The following is a 17,939-nucleotide window of genomic DNA, read 5'->3' as shown; positions in this document are numbered from 1 at the left end:
GGGAGCGAGCTTGCTCGCGATGGCGTCAATGCACGGACTGATCGGCCGGCAGGTGAATCACGCGGGGCCGCTCCAGCGGTGCCAAGGGCGGTGGTTGCAAGTCGGGGCTGAGCAAGTGGAAATGCGCCACGACGTGGCTGATGTCGCCGTCCTGGTTGTTATGGATGATCTTCGAGCCAGGCTGGCGCAGCGTGTCCAGACGCTCGTCGGTCAACTTGAAACTGGCGCTCAAGCCCTGGTCATTCACTACCGGGGCCGGCAACCGACGCTGGGCGAAGCTGCGGCTTTTGCGCTGTTGGTAACGCGCCCAGGTAATCAATAGCACCGCGTTGACCAACGCGATCCAGCCATAGATCTGCAAGGTCCCCAGGGTATCGAACAGGGACCCTCCCGGGCGCGAACCGGCCTGGCTCGCGAACAGCGGCCACAGCCCATTGGCCAGCAAATACAACAGCCCCACCCACGCCAGCACGGTAAAAAACGCATCGATGAGCACCAGAAAAGGCCGTTGCCGGGTCCTGATAATTTTCATCGGATCACTTCCTCTTCCTGATCATCGAACGGTTTGATACCGCGATCCGGACTGACCCAGCGCGCACGCTTCTGATGCTGCCCGAACAGCACTTTTGGAAAACTCACCAGGGTGGTGAAGAGGCTGATCAGCCAGAACACCAACGGATACCAGACCACCCAGAACATGATGTGCCACAGGCCTTTTTCGTAGCGCCGATCGATCAGGATGCTCACCGCGAACTGCAGCAGGCACACCACCGCCAGCAGCAACCCGGTGAAGGCCGGCGGCATCAGGTGATCCACGGCGATGGCCGCAGGCATCTCGACGAATTTGCCGGCGCCCCAGAAAATCACCGACAGCAAGAACGTGAACGCCCAACCGGTGGACAGGCAATATTCGAACAACAGCGGCCACAGGTAGCGGTGGCGGTATTGCCAGATGCCACGGATGTTCTTGAACAGCACTTCCGCGCCACCCTGGGCCCAGCGCAACCGTTGCCGCCACAGGCCACGCAGGGTTTCGGGCATGAGGATCCAGCACAGCGCGCGCGGCTCGTAGAAGATGCTCCAGTGATCCAGTTGCAGCTTCCAGCTGATGTCGATGTCTTCGGTGATCATGTCCGGGCTCCAGTAGCCAACCCGGTGCAGGGCGGTACGCCGGAACGCGACGATGACGCCGGACACGGTGAAGATCCGCCCGAACACCCGTTGAGTGCGCTTGATCAGGCCGATGATCGAGGAGAACTCGCCAACCTGGACTCGGCCCACCAGGGTCGAGCGGGTGCGGATGCGTGGGTTGCCGGTCACCGCGCCGAGGCGGGCGTTGTCCAGCATCGGCGCCACCAGGTAAGCACAGGTGTTCGGCGCCAGCAGCGCGTCACCGTCGATGCACACCAGGTATTCGCTGCGCGCCGCGATGGCGCCCATGCGCAGGGCCACGGCCTTGCCCTGGTTTTCTGCCAGGTGCAAGACGCGCAGGCGCGGGTCTTCAGCCGCCAGCTGATCGAGCATCTGGGCAGTGTTGTCCTTGGAGCCGTCGTTGATGGCGATGACTTCGATGTTCGGATAATGCTGGCCCAGCGCCGCGTGAATGGTGTCGGCGACGTTATCGCCTTCGTTGAAGCACGGGATCAGGATGCTGATCAACGGCTCGCCGGCCAGGGGCGGTGGCAAGGTGTCATCCTTCCACGGCCAGTGGCGCTCCCAGTGCAGCCAAAAATACAAGCCGCCGGCGATCCACAGCCCGGACATGAACAGCGGGTAAAAGAACACGAAGTCCATCAGGAATTGCCCGGTGACCAGGAAGATCAGGCCCAGGGGTACCCCAAGGACGATCGCCAGCACCAGCAGGGCGAGCAGTCTGTCGAGCATGTCAAGGATTCCACTTGTTGGAGAGCGCAGGCCGCACGGTTTTCACAGCGGGCTGGTCTTCGATGAAGTTGTCCGGGTAGTAGCCGAAGCTGGTCACGCCTTTGCGCTTGAGGCGCCCCATCCAGTCGGCCAGTTGTGCGCCATCAATGTCGCTGACCGGCTTGCTGTGCCAGTCCCGGGCCTGCAATTCGAACACCGTGCGCTTGAGCGCGCCGGGGCGAGCCTTGACGGTGTCCACCAGGCGTTCGAGCCAGGGGCCGGACTGTTCGCGGGTCTGCTTTTCCATCAGCGGCATGGCCATCGGTGCCGTCCAGTCGTAGGCACCGAGGAAGTCATCGAGGTTCTGGGCGAACCAGGCTTCGCTTTCCGGATTGAGCATCGGTTCGGCAAAGATGTTGCGCGCCGTCAGGATCTGCGGACCGCGAATCGCCCGGACCTTGGCGGTCAGCTCATGGGTGAAGTCGATCAGGTAGCGGCTCTTGAAACGCGTCCAGCGCTGCATCGCTGCCGGATCATCCCGCAGGGCGCCGATGGACGTCGGCAAACCGTGGGCGGCATAGACTTTCAGGGCCGCGGGGCTGGCGTCCTCGAAGTCGGAGAACACCGCATCGTCATGGTACAGAACGCCATCCAACGAGCTCATCCGCGCCAGGTCCTGGTAGATCTCGCCGATGACCTTGCGCACGTTCGGGTCGAACGGCGACAAACGCACGTACTGGTCCGGGGCAACGCCTGTCTTTCCGGTTTCCGGATCCCAGCGCTGTACCCGCGAAAGCTTCGCGTCCAGGGCGAAACTGAGCACCGGCATCCAGGCATAGACCTTGGCATTGGCCCGGGTGCGCAACTGCCATGCAACCCGGTCGAACAGGTCGGCGCGTACCGGCAGGTGACGGTTGGGGAAGTACAACGAATGCACGAGGCCGTCGCCTTTCGGGTCGGCGAAGGCTTGCAGGAACACCGTATTGGCGCCCAGGTCGGAGATGCGCTGGACCAACTTGCCGACGTTGGCTTCCTGCTGCACCGGGTCCGGGTCGTAGACGTAATCCAGGTCGACATGCACCACACGCATCGGGTCCATCGTCTGTACGGAGACGATGCTTTCGGCGAAACGGGCGCCATCCGGATCGGACGCCACCAGGAAGCGTGGACCACTCATCAAGTTACCCAGGCTGTCGAGACCGTCCTCCAGGGTCAGGGCCATTTGATAGCCTTCGCTGCCAATCACCTGCAACGCCGTGCCGTCGGCTTCACCGTAAGGCCAGACCCAGACGCGCGGGCTGTAGCCGGTGACCTTGCGAATTTTCTCGGAGATGGCCGCCACGTCCTTGCGCAAGCGAGCCTGGAAATCGGCCTCGGTCTCATAACGACCGGTGACGGGGTCGTAGCGCCGGGTGGTCGCGGCGGGTTGCTGGTTGCCTTGCGGGTTGGCGAGGATGCCTTTGTGGTTGGCATCGGTGTGGGCGGCGATTTCCACCAGGCCCGATTTGGAAACCTCGCGAATCTGCTCCCAGGTCAGGAACTCGGAACGCTTGCGCGGTACCCCGGCGAAATCCACCGTTTGATTCAGCGGCGTGTCCACCCAACTGCCGACCGGGGCGAGGATCGCCGGCCAGTTATAGGCGCGCAGGATGGGCATGACGCGGGTGTAGAAGCTTGAGTAGCCGTCGTCGAAACTCAGCAGCACCGCACGCGGCGGCAGTTCCGGACCGCCATTGCGGGCGGTGATGATCTGATCCACCGTGACCGGCTGGTAGTTGTTTTCCCGCAACCACGCCAATTGTTCGATCAGCCGTTCGGTACGCACGGCCACCAGCGCCTGGTCCGGGTCGCGGTCGTCGACATCGTGGTAGGCGATGCCGAGCACATGGTTCTTTGGCCACGGGGCGTCATTGGCCGCCAGCGGGCGTTGCGAGGGCGGCGTGAACGCCGGGGCTTGCTGGGCACAAGCGCTGATCAGCAAGGCCCCCAGCAGAAGGATGAATCGCGAAATGACAGGCATCTTCAAACTCTTCTAGAAGCGATAGGTGAGGTCGACAAGCAGGCGCAGATCGCTTTCGCGATCGCCGTCGTAGGGGCGGTTGAGCCAGCTCAGCGCGGCACCGGCCTCCAGCACGTCGTTCCAGATGAAACGCTGGCCGTAGCTGAGCAATCCCATGGCTGCGGTGTTGTAGTCGCGCTGGCTGTAGGTACCGGCACCGACCTGGAACTGCTGGCTCCACGTGGTCTCGTAGCGGCGGTACAACACGTGGTTGGCGCTCACGGTCGGCATGACGCTGAAGTCCGATTTCGGATTGAAATAAGGCACTTCGTTAGAACCGCTGTTGCGACTGGCACCCACTTCCAGCCCCAGCTCCACTTGCAGGCGCGGTGTGCTGTAGATGCCCTCGCGGCCAGTCAGCTGGGTTTCGAGGCGGTTGTTGCCATCGCTGAAATGGGACGGGCTGAGCGCCAGTCGCCACTCGCGGCTTTCATTGGCCCGCCAGCGGACGAAACCGCTACCGCCGTTGGCGCGGATGCCACTGTTGAGCGCCCGCAGCGGGGTATTGGCCGAGAGATAATCCAGGCTGCCGCCGTACTGCCAGTGGTCGTCGATGTCCCGGGCCACGGCCAGGCGCGCACCCTGCTTGTCGCCGGAGCCATAGGAGTGATTGGAGACCTCCGCTTCCAGCGTCATGTCCCGGGTGCGACGCTCCACACCCAGGCGCTGCCAACGGTGGTGGCCGGTGCCTTCCTCGAAATCACCAGTGGCGTAGCCGGCGCCGCCGAACAGCCGCCAGTCTTCATCGATGGGCGGGCTGTAGAGCAGCGTTTCAATGCCAAAATCCCGACTGCCAGTGACGGCACCGGCGTCACCGCTGCCACCGCCATAGCTCTTGCCGGTGTAGGCCTCAATGCGCAGTTCGGCCATGTCGTGTACGTCGCGCTGGCGTTGCAGGCGTTTGACATGGGCATTTTCCGGATAGCGGGCGACCACGTCGTCGGTCAGTGCATCCATCTGCCGCCATTCCTGCAAATCCATGGCGGCGCGGGCCTGGGCGATTTCCAGGTCACGGTTGCGCGGGATCGTGGCCTCGACTTCCTTGAGCAGGTTTTCCGAACGGCGCGGCCAGTCGCGGGCCTGGTACAGATCGGCCTGGGCCAGGCGCATGCCGGTGTTGCCGGGGCCTTGGTTGACCAAGGTGTCCAGGCGCGCTTCGGCAGAAGGCAGGTCGGCGCCGTAAGTGCCTGCCTGGGCGGCGAGTTGCTGGGCGTCCATCCATTCATCGTTGGGGTTGCCGATCGGCAGGCCCTTGAGCTCGATGCGTGGGCGCTGGTTTTTTGCCATGTCTTCGGCCAGTGCGCGGGCCTCTGCGGACTTTTCACTTTCCAGCAACGCGTAGTAGAGCGCGGTGCTGTCTTCAAAGCGCTCCGCAGGATCGGCATCCGGCGCGATCAGAATCCGGCGGTACAGTTCGACGGCGATTTCCGGCTCACGCTGCTCCAGATAGGAAGAAGCCACCCAACGCAGGGCATACGTGGGAATGCTCACGCCCTCGGCGATCAGCTTCTGGTATTCGGCAATCACTTCAGCCCGACGGGCGCGGGCATTGAGCGCGCCCATGCGATCGATGCGCCAACGGAGTACGTCGTCATGGGCCTCGGCCACCGGGGTCCAGGTGGCGAGCAGCTTGTCGTAGTCGGCCAGGGCGCGGTCGGCAATGACGAAGCGCTCCTGTTCACTGCGACTGGTCATGTCCGCCAGGCGCACCCGTTCGGCTGCTACGTCACCTTCCAGGCGGCGCTGCACACCACGATCGATCAGCCCCGGCTGCAGACGCGCCAGGCGCAGCGCCGGTTCGGGCAGCCGCGCGCGTTGCAGAGCGTAGATGTATTCGCGTGCAATCTCTGGGCTGTTGCCCGCGCGGGTGAAGGCCTGGTCGTATTCGAACAGCGCTTCGTGGGGGTTGTTGGCGCGGGTCAGGGCATAACCCAGCGCCAGTCGACGCATCGGATCTGCCGGTTTAGCGGCGACCATGGCCTTGGCGCGGGTGACGGCTTCGTCGGGCTGACCGCCATCGGCCTGGGTCAAGGCCAGGCCGAGTTGCAGGTCGGGGTTCAGGGGATCGATCACCAAGGCCTGGCGGTACAGCTCTTGCGCCGAATCCCAACGCTTGAGGTTTCGATAGGCGCGAGCCGTAGCAGTCAGCGCCTGGACAGGCAGCGCTCGATGGCGGCCCTGGCTCTCATAGACCGTCACCACCTCGGCGTCGAGGCCAGCCCAACTGGCGATCTGCAGGTGGTCGCTGATCTGCGCAGTGCTGGCCTGGCCAGCCGGCACCTGGCGCAACGCGGTCAGCGCAGGCGTGTAATGGCCTGCACGGGCGTCGAGCACCATTTGGTCATAGGCGGTATCGGCAAACGCCAGCATCGGCCAGCACAATTGGCTGCACAGCGCGACGCGAAACAACGGGCGCAAACCACGTTGAATAAAAGGACCCACAGTACGCGGCATTCGTCAGCATCCTTACATGGCCAGCCGGGTCGCAGTGCCCCCTTGCCCATCAAACAGGAAGCCGGATCAAAGGAATCCAGCCAAGCTCTAATGGGCCTAGTCTTGCACTCTCAGGCGGATCATCTTCAGGAACGCCACAATTCTTCAGAATCGGTACAGATTTCGGCGCTGGGCTGATCGATGGGCGTAAAAAAACCCGGCCCATGCATCATGCACGGGCCGGGTTCTGGATGTCGCTTGAACGGCTTACTGGATGGCGACGCCACCACCCAGCTTGCTCATCACGAATGCCGTGAATTGCTCAACGGTCATCTTCTGGCCGTTGAAATCGACCTGATTGTTGGCGTAGTGCAGCTTGGTGACAACATCGTTGCCTTCAAGCGTTGCCAGTTCCGAACCGACCGCCATGGCGCTGAACATATCGCTGGTGGCAGTGGCCTGGTCGGCGATCAGCTTGGCATCGGTCTGGCCTTCCATCTGTGCCTGTACGGTCATCAGATCCACCAGCATCGGCTTGGAGACCTTGAGATTGAAGTCCAGCAGGGCGAGCAACTGACGTCCCAATTCATCCGGTGGCAAATCCATGGACTGCGGCTTGGCCAGATCAACGATCAGGCTGGCCCGGCTTTCACCGTTGGCGGTGTTGAACGACAGGTTTTCCAGCGCCACTTGCGGAGCGCCGGCCAGCAGTTTTTCCAGATCAGCCTTGACCTGCGCTTCTTCAGCTTCGGTCAGGCTCAGCTCTGGCGCCGGCTCACCGGCTGCTGCGGCCTCGGCAGCCGCTTTTTCGTAGGGTTGCAGCTTGGTCTGGTAAATCTGCATCAGCGACATGGTGGCCGGGATGTCCAGATTCTTCAGACTGACAGCCATCTGCGCCGAACCGATGGTCTTGTCGTTGAACGACAGCTCACCGATCTTGTAATCGGCACGCCCCGAAGCGCTGGTGCCGTTCTCGCTGCTGCTGTTCTTCATTTCGAAGTTCTTCAGGCCCAGCACCGACTTCGGCTCGCCAAAAGTGGCCTTGGTGCTGCTCATCAGCAGGGTGTTGTCACCCATGTAGTAACCGTAGGAGCTTTTGCTCAGGTTGCTGGCCAATGTCAGGCCGTTCAGCTCAACCTGTACTGGCGTCTGATCTTCGGCGACGGTGGTCAACTTGAGACTGTCCATGTAGCCATCGGCCTTGACCTTCTGGCCTTGGGCGCTGGCGGCCAGGTCGATTTTCAGGCCGGAGAAGGTGAGCTGGGACTGCTCATCCAGCTTGGTGTCCAACGGCAGCAGCTCGTAGGTGCCATTGATGGACTCGTCGTAACCCAGGTTGACCACACCCTTGAGCGGGGACTGGTCCTTGGTGGCAGCGAACCACTTGTCAGTCAGTGGATTGCGCTCAAGAGCGGTGTGACTGGTGGCCATCACCGGCAGCCACTTGAGCGTAATCAAGCGCGAGAATGGCAGAGGGCCGTGCTCGATCTGGTCGACGAAGAGCAGCTCAACCGGCTCGCCGCCGAATATCTCGCCTTCGCCTTTGAGACGGTAGTGGGCGGTGCTGCTAAAGGTGCCACGGTCCATGGAAACCAGCTCCAGGGCGGCAGTGCTGTTGGACCCGGCCAAGGCTGTCTGCATTTGCTTATTGCTGTCGGCAATAGCGTTTTTCAACACGCCTTCAAGTTTGGTCCCGGTGTACCAGGCGCCGCCCGCGCTGATAGCACCGACAGCCACAACGATTCCCAGAAGTACGCTTGCTGATTTATTCATGAGTGACCCGATCGATATCCATGGTTGAAGAAAGCCGTCGTCTTCCGTGACCCGCGAAGGGTGTGGCTCGACGCCGCAAAGAGGAGGGGAGATTACCATCAGGCACCCCTGTGGGCCCAATGTTTAAAGGGGTAAAAACGTTTTCTTGCGAGGTGGTCTACGAATATTGGACTTCGATCTCGTCGAGCTGATGGTCGAAAGTCTTGAGGCGGGCCGTCCAGGTGTACACCAGCACTTCGAAATCGCGATTGATCACCGCCGCACCCGAGGAGTCTGAGTGTGAATCGCAGAAATCCAGTTGATAGCGCTCACGGGCCATGGCGTTAGCCACGTCGCACAGCTCTCGGGCGTTGTTGAGCCAATGCCAGCCGTCCTGGGTGATTTGCTTGTCCAAGGCAGCGCATTGGGTTTTCAGGGCTTCCAGGCTTTTTTCCAGCGGGGTACCGGTGAGCTCCCCCATAACTTCCTGGAATGTGCGGCCAGGCTGCCAGTAACTGCCCCAGAAATAACGGTCGAACACCGTTTCGACGCGACGCAACGCTACCTTGGTATCCCAAATCAGCACCAGGGTCTTGCCTTGCTCGAGGTGTTTTTTCTTGATGCGCTGGCCCTGAAGCGATGCCCAGGCCACGATTGCAATGGATATCACGCCGATCAACGCCGCCGCGCTATCGAGGAACAACAGCGCTTTGTCGATCTGGTGAGTGAGCATGACGCCATAGAAATAAGTGGCCGAAAGCAGCAGCAATGCCGCGGTGGCGCACCAAAAGCCGGGAGCATAAGGGTTTTTCATTATTGGAATCCCCATGACCAGTGACGTCGCGGGCCCTTGGTCGCCAAGGCCCGACTCTCACAGCATAGCAACGGCATTGGGGGTTTGCCGGGGCATGAAGGGCTTGATCCGATTACCGGCCCAAAACGACAAAACCCCTGGCTGCTGATGCAGACAGGGGTTCTGGGAATTCAATCTTGACGATGACCTACTCTCACATGGGGAAACCCCACACTACCATCGGCGATGCATCGTTTCACTGCTGAGTTCGGGATGGGATCAGGTGGTTCCAATGCTCTATGGTCGTCAAGAAATTCTGTGACCGACCCGTTCAACAGCAACGTGTCGGTAAAATCGATGACTTCTACTAAAAACAAAACCCCTACCTGCATCAGCAGATAGGGGTTTTGGAATTTAATCTTGACGATGACCTACTCTCACATGGGGAAACCCCACACTACCATCGGCGATGCATCGTTTCACTGCTGAGTTCGGGATGGGATCAGGTGGTTCCAATGCTCTATGGTCGTCAAGAAATTCTGTGACCGACCCGTTCAACAGCAACGTGTCGGTAAAATCGATGACTTCTACTAAAAACAAAACCCCTACCTGCATCAGCAGATAGGGGTTTTGGAATTTAATCTTGACGATGACCTACTCTCACATGGGGAAACCCCACACTACCATCGGCGATGCATCGTTTCACTGCTGAGTTCGGGATGGGATCAGGTGGTTCCAATGCTCTATGGTCGTCAAGAAATTCGGGTACTGAGTCGTGGCCAGTCGGCCTCGCTTCAGCAAATTGGGTATGTGATAGCTTCGGTGTTTTGTGAGATTCGAACTTTCGGTTCGTTTCGTCTTCACACACCGCAATCTGGTCTCTTTCGCTTTTGGGCTTGGAGTTCACAAATTGCTTGGGTGTTATATGGTCAAGCCTCACGGGCAATTAGTACAGGTTAGCTCAACGCCTCACAGCGCTTACACACCCTGCCTATCAACGTCGTAGTCTTCGACGGCCCTTCAGGGGACTCAAGGTCCCAGTGAGATCTCATCTTGAGGCAAGTTTCCCGCTTAGATGCTTTCAGCGGTTATCTTTCCCGAACATAGCTACCCGGCAATGCCACTGGCGTGACAACCGGAACACCAGAGGTTCGTCCACTCCGGTCCTCTCGTACTAGGAGCAGCCCCTCTCAAATCTCAAACGTCCACGGCAGATAGGGACCGAACTGTCTCACGACGTTCTAAACCCAGCTCGCGTACCACTTTAAATGGCGAACAGCCATACCCTTGGGACCGGCTTCAGCCCCAGGATGTGATGAGCCGACATCGAGGTGCCAAACACCGCCGTCGATATGAACTCTTGGGCGGTATCAGCCTGTTATCCCCGGAGTACCTTTTATCCGTTGAGCGATGGCCCTTCCATACAGAACCACCGGATCACTAAGACCTACTTTCGTACCTGCTCGACGTGTCTGTCTCGCAGTCAAGCGCGCTTTTGCCTTTATACTCTACGACCGATTTCCGACCGGTCTGAGCGCACCTTCGTACTCCTCCGTTACTCTTTAGGAGGAGACCGCCCCAGTCAAACTACCCACCATACACTGTCCTCGATCCGGATAACGGACCTGAGTTAGAACCTCAAAGTTGCCAGGGTGGTATTTCAAGGATGGCTCCACGCGAACTGGCGTCCACGCTTCAAAGCCTCCCACCTATCCTACACAAGCAAATTCAAAGTCCAGTGCAAAGCTATAGTAAAGGTTCACGGGGTCTTTCCGTCTAGCCGCGGATACACTGCATCTTCACAGCGATTTCAATTTCACTGAGTCTCGGGTGGAGACAGCGCCGCCATCGTTACGCCATTCGTGCAGGTCGGAACTTACCCGACAAGGAATTTCGCTACCTTAGGACCGTTATAGTTACGGCCGCCGTTTACCGGGGCTTCGATCAAGAGCTTCGCGTTAGCTAACCCCATCAATTAACCTTCCGGCACCGGGCAGGCGTCACACCCTATACGTCCACTTTCGTGTTTGCAGAGTGCTGTGTTTTTAATAAACAGTCGCAGCGGCCTGGTATCTTCGACCGGCGTGGGCTTACGCAGCAAGTGCTTCACCCTCACCGGCGCACCTTCTCCCGAAGTTACGGTGCCATTTTGCCTAGTTCCTTCACCCGAGTTCTCTCAAGCGCCTTGGTATTCTCTACCCAACCACCTGTGTCGGTTTGGGGTACGGTTCCTGGTTACCTGAAGCTTAGAAGCTTTTCTTGGAAGCATGGCATCAACCACTTCGTCACCCAAAGGGTAACTCGTCATCAGCTCTCGGCCTTAGAATCCCGGATTTACCTAAGATTCCAGCCTACCACCTTAAACTTGGACAACCAACGCCAAGCTGGCCTAGCCTTCTCCGTCCCTCCATCGCAATAACCAGAAGTACAGGAATATTAACCTGTTTTCCATCGACTACGCTTTTCAGCCTCGCCTTAGGGACCGACTAACCCTGCGTCGATTAACGTTGCGCAGGAAACCTTGGTCTTTCGGCGTGGGTGTTTTTCACACCCATTGTCGTTACTCATGTCAGCATTCGCACTTCTGATACCTCCAGCAAGCTTCTCAACTCACCTTCACAGGCTTACAGAACGCTCCTCTACCGCATCACTTGCGTGATACCCGTAGCTTCGGTGTATGGTTTGAGCCCCGTTACATCTTCCGCGCAGGCCGACTCGACTAGTGAGCTATTACGCTTTCTTTAAAGGGTGGCTGCTTCTAAGCCAACCTCCTAGCTGTCTAAGCCTTCCCACATCGTTTCCCACTTAACCATAACTTTGGGACCTTAGCTGACGGTCTGGGTTGTTTCCCTTTTCACGACGGACGTTAGCACCCGCCGTGTGTCTCCCATGCTCGGCACTTGTAGGTATTCGGAGTTTGCATCGGTTTGGTAAGTCGGGATGACCCCCTAGCCGAAACAGTGCTCTACCCCCTACAGTGATACATGAGGCGCTACCTAAATAGCTTTCGAGGAGAACCAGCTATCTCCGAGCTTGATTAGCCTTTCACTCCGATCCACAGGTCATCCGCTAACTTTTCAACGGTAGTCGGTTCGGTCCTCCAGTTAGTGTTACCCAACCTTCAACCTGCCCATGGATAGATCGCCCGGTTTCGGGTCTATTCCCAGCGACTAGACGCCCTATTAAGACTCGCTTTCGCTACGCCTCCCCTATTCGGTTAAGCTCGCCACTGAAAATAAGTCGCTGACCCATTATACAAAAGGTACGCAGTCACCCAACAAAGTGGGCTCCCACTGCTTGTACGCATACGGTTTCAGGATCTATTTCACTCCCCTCTCCGGGGTTCTTTTCGCCTTTCCCTCACGGTACTAGTTCACTATCGGTCAGTCAGTAGTATTTAGCCTTGGAGGATGGTCCCCCCATATTCAGACAAAGTTTCTCGTGCTCCGTCCTACTCGATTTCACTTCTAAGATCCTTTCGCGTACAGGGCTATCACCCACTATGGCCGCACTTTCCAGAGCGTTCCGCTAAAATCAAAGAAGCTTAAGGGCTAGTCCCCGTTCGCTCGCCACTACTAAGGGAATCTCGGTTGATTTCTTTTCCTCAGGGTACTTAGATGTTTCAGTTCCCCTGGTTCGCCTCTTGCACCTATGTATTCAGTACAAGATAACCATCTTATGATGGCTGGGTTCCCCCATTCAGACATCTCCGGATCAAAGTCTGTTTGCCGACTCCCCGAAGCTTTTCGCAGGCTACCACGTCTTTCATCGCCTCTGACTGCCAAGGCATCCACCGTATGCGCTTCTTCACTTGACCATATAACCCCAAGCAATCTGGTTATACTGTGAAGACGACATTCGCCGAAAATTCGAATTTCTCAACTAAGAGAACTCACAAATTTTACCTTAGCCTGATCCGTTACCAGTGAAAGTAACGTCCAGTCTATCTTTCTATCACATACCCAAATTTTTAAAGAACGATCTAATCAAAAGACTAGAAATCAACATTCACCATCACCTTGATGGAATGCTCATTTCTAAGCTTTCAGAAGCAGTTTATGGTGGAGCCAAGCGGGATCGAACCGCTGACCTCCTGCGTGCAAGGCAGGCGCTCTCCCAGCTGAGCTATGGCCCCATTACAAAATTGGTGGGTCTGGGCAGATTCGAACTGCCGACCTCACCCTTATCAGGGGTGCGCTCTAACCAACTGAGCTACAGACCCAATTTCGAGCTTGTAACTGTTAGCCATGAGCTATCAGCTTGGAGCTTAAAGCTGCTTCTATCGTCTTCTTCAATGAATCAAGCAATTCGTGTGGGAGCTCATGGAGCAGCTGCGGTCGTCGATTAAGGAGGTGATCCAGCCGCAGGTTCCCCTACGGCTACCTTGTTACGACTTCACCCCAGTCATGAATCACACCGTGGTAACCGTCCCCCCGAAGGTTAGACTAGCTACTTCTGGTGCAACCCACTCCCATGGTGTGACGGGCGGTGTGTACAAGGCCCGGGAACGTATTCACCGCGACATTCTGATTCGCGATTACTAGCGATTCCGACTTCACGCAGTCGAGTTGCAGACTGCGATCCGGACTACGATCGGTTTTGTGGGATTAGCTCCACCTCGCGGCTTGGCAACCCTCTGTACCGACCATTGTAGCACGTGTGTAGCCCAGGCCGTAAGGGCCATGATGACTTGACGTCATCCCCACCTTCCTCCGGTTTGTCACCGGCAGTCTCCTTAGAGTGCCCACCATGACGTGCTGGTAACTAAGGACAAGGGTTGCGCTCGTTACGGGACTTAACCCAACATCTCACGACACGAGCTGACGACAGCCATGCAGCACCTGTCTCAATGTTCCCGAAGGCACCAATCCATCTCTGGAAAGTTCATTGGATGTCAAGGCCTGGTAAGGTTCTTCGCGTTGCTTCGAATTAAACCACATGCTCCACCGCTTGTGCGGGCCCCCGTCAATTCATTTGAGTTTTAACCTTGCGGCCGTACTCCCCAGGCGGTCAACTTAATGCGTTAGCTGCGCCACTAAGAGCTCAAGGCTCCCAACGGCTAGTTGACATCGTTTACGGCGTGGACTACCAGGGTATCTAATCCTGTTTGCTCCCCACGCTTTCGCACCTCAGTGTCAGTATCAGTCCAGGTGGTCGCCTTCGCCACTGGTGTTCCTTCCTATATCTACGCATTTCACCGCTACACAGGAAATTCCACCACCCTCTACCATACTCTAGCTTGTCAGTTTTGAATGCAGTTCCCAGGTTGAGCCCGGGGCTTTCACATCCAACTTAACAAACCACCTACGCGCGCTTTACGCCCAGTAATTCCGATTAACGCTTGCACCCTCTGTATTACCGCGGCTGCTGGCACAGAGTTAGCCGGTGCTTATTCTGTCGGTAACGTCAAAACACTAACGTATTAGGTTAATGCCCTTCCTCCCAACTTAAAGTGCTTTACAATCCGAAGACCTTCTTCACACACGCGGCATGGCTGGATCAGGCTTTCGCCCATTGTCCAATATTCCCCACTGCTGCCTCCCGTAGGAGTCTGGACCGTGTCTCAGTTCCAGTGTGACTGATCATCCTCTCAGACCAGTTACGGATCGTCGCCTTGGTGAGCCATTACCCCACCAACTAGCTAATCCGACCTAGGCTCATCTGATAGCGCAAGGCCCGAAGGTCCCCTGCTTTCTCCCGTAGGACGTATGCGGTATTAGCGTCCGTTTCCGAGCGTTATCCCCCACTACCAGGCAGATTCCTAGGCATTACTCACCCGTCCGCCGCTCTCAAGAGGTGCAAGCACCTCTCTACCGCTCGACTTGCATGTGTTAGGCCTGCCGCCAGCGTTCAATCTGAGCCATGATCAAACTCTTCAGTTCAAACATCTTTGGGTTTTGAGAAAACCCTAAACTTGGCTCAGCAATCGTTGGTTACATCTTTGATTTCTCGCGGAGTAACTTGTGATGCTGATAATCTGTTGACTAGCAGTCTGACTCCACAAGCACCCACACGAATTGCTTGATTCAGTTGTTAAAGAGCGGTTGGCTGAGTCTTTCGTCTCAACCGAGGCGCGCATTCTACAGCGCCCCGTGTATCTGTCAAGCGGTTATTTTCAGAAATTTTCAAAGTTTCGCTTCGGAAACATCAACAACTTCAACCACTTGCGCTTCCGATCTCTCGTTAGCGGGAGGCGAATTCTACAGCGTTACTCGCTGCTGTCAACACCTCTTTTTCACCGCTTTCGACCGAGAAGATCGAACCGCCGATAGAGCCAAACAACACCGCTCTACCTGCTCCTTTCGGGCTTCGATGACCTGAAGCCCAACACCTTCGAAACTTACTTAACTCATTGAATCTCAAGGAGTTTTCCGTTTCGACTGCGCCGGAAGTGGGGCGAATTATAGACTTCCAGAATCTGCCGTCAACCCTTAATTTCGCTTTTCTATCAATAAGTTGGGCAGCACTGGAGATCGTCCTTTAAAACGCTCCTCTATATAGAAGAGAACACTCAAAGAACCCCCGCCTCTCTGAACGCCTTCACCGCGGCTTCATCCAAGCCCAGCACTCGCTGCAGCACCTCCAGCGTATGCTCCCCTAATAAAGGGGGCGCATTGCGATATTCCACCGGTGTCTCGGACAGTCGAATCGGACTGGCCACCTGCGGTACGCTACCGGCCAGTACGTGAGGCAATTCCATCGCCAATCCACGCGCCTGCACCTGAGGGTCGGCAAACACCTGGGCAAGGTCGTTGATTGGCCCACACGGCACACCCGCCCGCTCCAATTGAGCCACCCACTCGGCGGTGGTCTTGAACACCGTCGCCTGGCGAATCAACGGAATCAACACCGCCCGATTCGCCACCCGCAGCTTGTTTGTGGCAAAACGCGGGTCGTCAGCCCACTGCGGCTGACCGGCAACCTCAGCGAACTTTCGGAACTGGCCGTCATTACCCACCGTAAGGATGAAATCGCCATCGGCGGTAGGAAAATCCTGATAGGGCACGATGTTCGGATGGGCATTGCCCAACCGCTTCGGCGCATTACCTGTGGTCAGGTAATTCATCGCCTGGTTGGCCAGGCAAGCCACTTGAACATCCAGCAAGGCCATATCGATGTGCTGCCCGCCACCGGCATGATCCCGATGAGCCAGCGCCGCCAAAATAGCAGCCGTCGAATACAGCCCCGTGAGGATATCCGTCAGCGCGACCCCCACCTTCACCGGTCCCGCCCCGTCATCGCCCTCAGGGCGGCCAGTCAGGCTCATCAAGCCCCCCAGCCCCTGAATCATGAAGTCATACCCGGCACGCTTGGCATAAGGGCCGGTTTGGCCAAACCCAGTGATCGAGCAATAGATCAATTGCGGATTGATCGCCTTTAGCGACTCGTAGTCCAGACCATAAGCCGCCAGCCCGCCAACCTTGAAGTTTTCGATCAGGATATCGGACTTGGCCGCCAGCTCTCGCACCAGCCGCTGCCCCTCTGGACGCGTGAAATCGATGGTCACCGACTGCTTATTGCGATTGGCCGACAGATAATAAGCCGCCTCGGTCGTGTTCTCGCCTCGGGCATCCTTCAGGAACGGCGGCCCCCAGGCGCGCGTGTCGTCACCATTGCCGGGACGCTCGACCTTGATGACATCAGCCCCCAGGTCCGCCAGGATCTGTCCGGCCCACGGCCCGGCCAGGACCCTCGATAAATCCAGTACCCGCAGATGCGAAAGCGCGCCCATGAACGTTCTCCTATTAATAGAACGCCTGGATACCGGTTTGAGCACGCCCCAGGATCAGCGCATGAACGTCGTGAGTACCTTCGTAGGTGTTTACGACTTCCAGGTTCACGAGATGACGGGCGATGCCGAACTCATCGGAAATACCGTTGCCGCCCAGCATGTCCCTCGCCATGCGAGCGATATCCAGAGATTTACCGCAGGAATTGCGCTTCATGATCGAGGTGATCTCGACCGCCGCCGTGCCTTCATCTTTCATACGCCCCAGACGCAGGCATCCCTGCAAGGCCAGCGTGATTTCGGTCTGCATGTCGGCCAGCTTCTTCTGGATCAACTGATTGGCAGCCAGCGGACGCCCAAACTGCTGTCGGTCCAGCGTGTACTGGCGAGCGGTGTGCCAGCAGAACTCAGCTGCACCCAAGGCGCCCCAGGAGATGCCATAACGCGCCGAGTTCAGGCAGGTAAACGGGCCCTTCAGGCCGCGGACATCGGGAAAAATGTTCTCTTCCGGAACGAATACATTGTCCATCACGATTTCGCCAGTGATGGAGGCGCGCAGGCCGACCTTGCCATGAATAGCCGGCGCACTCAGGCCCTTCCAGCCCTTCTCGAGCACGAAGCCGCGGATATCGCCAGCGTCATCCTTACCCCAGACGACAAAGACGTCGGCGATCGGACTGTTGGTGATCCACATTTTGCTACCCGTCAGGCTGTAACCGCCTTCCACTTTGCGCGCACGAGTAATCATCGCGCCCGGGTCGGAACCATGGTTCGGCTCGGTCAGACCAAAGCAACCGATCCATTCACCAGACGCCAGCTTTGGCAGATACTTCTGTTTTTGCGCCTCGGTACCGAATTCATTGATCGGTACCATGACCAGCGAGGACTGCACGCTCATCATTGAGCGATAACCGGAATCGACGCGCTCGACTTCGCGAGCGATCAGGCCATAGCTGACGTAGTTCAGCCCACTGCCGCCGTACTGCTCAGGAATGGTTGCCCCCAACAGGCCAACTTCACCCATCTCGCGGAAAATCGCCGGGTCGGTCTTCTCATGGCGGAACGCTTCCAGCACCCGCGGCGCGAGCTTCTGCTGGGCGAACTGCTCGGCAGTGTCGCGGATCATGCGTTCTTCTTCGGTGAGCTGCTGATCCAGCAACAATGGATCGATCCAGTTGAAGCTCGCTTTACCGGCCATGAAAGAGTCCTCGCCAATTAAATGAAAATCGTGGATTGATCCTAGGCGCGCTTTCCTACAAGGGCAAACGAGGATTGCGCACTATCTTGTGCTAATTTCTCACTCCGTAAAC

The 17,939-nt window shown here is 57.7% G+C and carries 8 protein-coding genes, 2 tRNA genes and 5 rRNA genes; all 15 read right to left on the bottom strand.

What is annotated here, in order from left to right; genetic code table 11:
* Nucleotides 1-25: 25 nt before the first annotated feature.
* Entirely contained in the window at nt 26-532 is a 507-nt protein-coding gene (gene pgaD / locus HU749_RS01745; protein ID WP_095963409.1) for a poly-beta-1,6-N-acetyl-D-glucosamine biosynthesis protein PgaD, read from the bottom strand.
* Nucleotides 529-1,884: a poly-beta-1,6-N-acetyl-D-glucosamine synthase gene (gene pgaC, locus HU749_RS01740; RefSeq protein WP_014335925.1), complete on the bottom strand. Its 1,356-nt coding sequence runs from the start codon at nt 1,882-1,884 to the stop codon at nt 529-531. The genes pgaD and pgaC overlap by 4 nt, the downstream gene beginning before the upstream one ends.
* 1 nt (nt 1,885) lies before the next feature.
* A complete protein-coding gene (pgaB, locus tag HU749_RS01735) occupies nt 1,886-3,883 on the bottom strand; it encodes a poly-beta-1,6-N-acetyl-D-glucosamine N-deacetylase PgaB (RefSeq protein WP_079301436.1) in 1,998 nt (665 codons plus the stop codon).
* A gap of 12 nt (nt 3,884-3,895) precedes the next feature.
* Nucleotides 3,896-6,376: a poly-beta-1,6 N-acetyl-D-glucosamine export porin PgaA gene (gene pgaA / locus HU749_RS01730; protein WP_186652460.1), complete on the bottom strand. Its 2,481-nt coding sequence runs from the start codon at nt 6,374-6,376 to the stop codon at nt 3,896-3,898.
* Between the two features lie 246 nt (nt 6,377-6,622).
* Nucleotides 6,623-8,128 carry a YdgA family protein gene (locus HU749_RS01725; protein ID WP_079301434.1) on the bottom strand — a complete coding sequence of 502 codons (1,506 nt, stop codon included), beginning with the start codon at nt 8,126-8,128 and terminating at the stop codon, nt 6,623-6,625.
* Between the two features lie 157 nt (nt 8,129-8,285).
* The gene (locus HU749_RS01720) at nt 8,286-8,921 is read right to left on the bottom strand and encodes a hypothetical protein (protein WP_014335921.1); all 636 of its coding nucleotides are present in this window, start codon (nt 8,919-8,921) and stop codon (nt 8,286-8,288) included.
* 174 nt (nt 8,922-9,095) lie between these two features.
* A 5S ribosomal RNA gene (rrf, locus tag HU749_RS01715) occupies nt 9,096-9,211 on the bottom strand.
* A 107-nt stretch (nt 9,212-9,318) separates the two neighbouring features.
* Nucleotides 9,319-9,434: ribosomal RNA gene (gene rrf / locus HU749_RS01710) — 5S ribosomal RNA — on the bottom strand.
* 107 nt (nt 9,435-9,541) lie between these two features.
* A 5S ribosomal RNA gene (gene rrf, locus HU749_RS01705) occupies nt 9,542-9,657 on the bottom strand.
* Between the two features lie 168 nt (nt 9,658-9,825).
* Nucleotides 9,826-12,717, bottom strand: a 23S ribosomal RNA gene (locus tag HU749_RS01700).
* Between the two features lie 242 nt (nt 12,718-12,959).
* A tRNA-Ala gene (locus HU749_RS01695) sits at nt 12,960-13,035 on the bottom strand.
* 10 nt (nt 13,036-13,045) lie between these two features.
* Nucleotides 13,046-13,122 (bottom strand) — tRNA-Ile (locus tag HU749_RS01690).
* Between the two features lie 123 nt (nt 13,123-13,245).
* Nucleotides 13,246-14,782, bottom strand: a 16S ribosomal RNA gene (locus HU749_RS01685).
* The 16S, 23S and 5S rRNA genes sit together here with 2 tRNA genes alongside, the layout of an rRNA operon.
* A gap of 629 nt (nt 14,783-15,411) precedes the next feature.
* Nucleotides 15,412-16,632: a CaiB/BaiF CoA transferase family protein gene (locus HU749_RS01680; RefSeq protein WP_079301423.1), complete on the bottom strand. Its 1,221-nt coding sequence runs from the start codon at nt 16,630-16,632 to the stop codon at nt 15,412-15,414.
* 13 nt (nt 16,633-16,645) lie between these two features.
* Nucleotides 16,646-17,827: an acyl-CoA dehydrogenase gene (locus tag HU749_RS01675; protein WP_014335919.1), complete on the bottom strand. Its 1,182-nt coding sequence runs from the start codon at nt 17,825-17,827 to the stop codon at nt 16,646-16,648.
* Between the last annotated feature and the right edge of the window lie 112 nt (nt 17,828-17,939).

It is taken from the genome of Pseudomonas ogarae (assembly GCF_014268695.2).
In the GTDB taxonomy this organism is placed as follows: Bacteria; Pseudomonadota; Gammaproteobacteria; order Pseudomonadales; family Pseudomonadaceae; genus Aquipseudomonas; species Aquipseudomonas kilonensis.
Note: the sequence above shows the minus strand (reverse complement) of the source record. Positions and strands in the feature narration are given on the sequence as shown.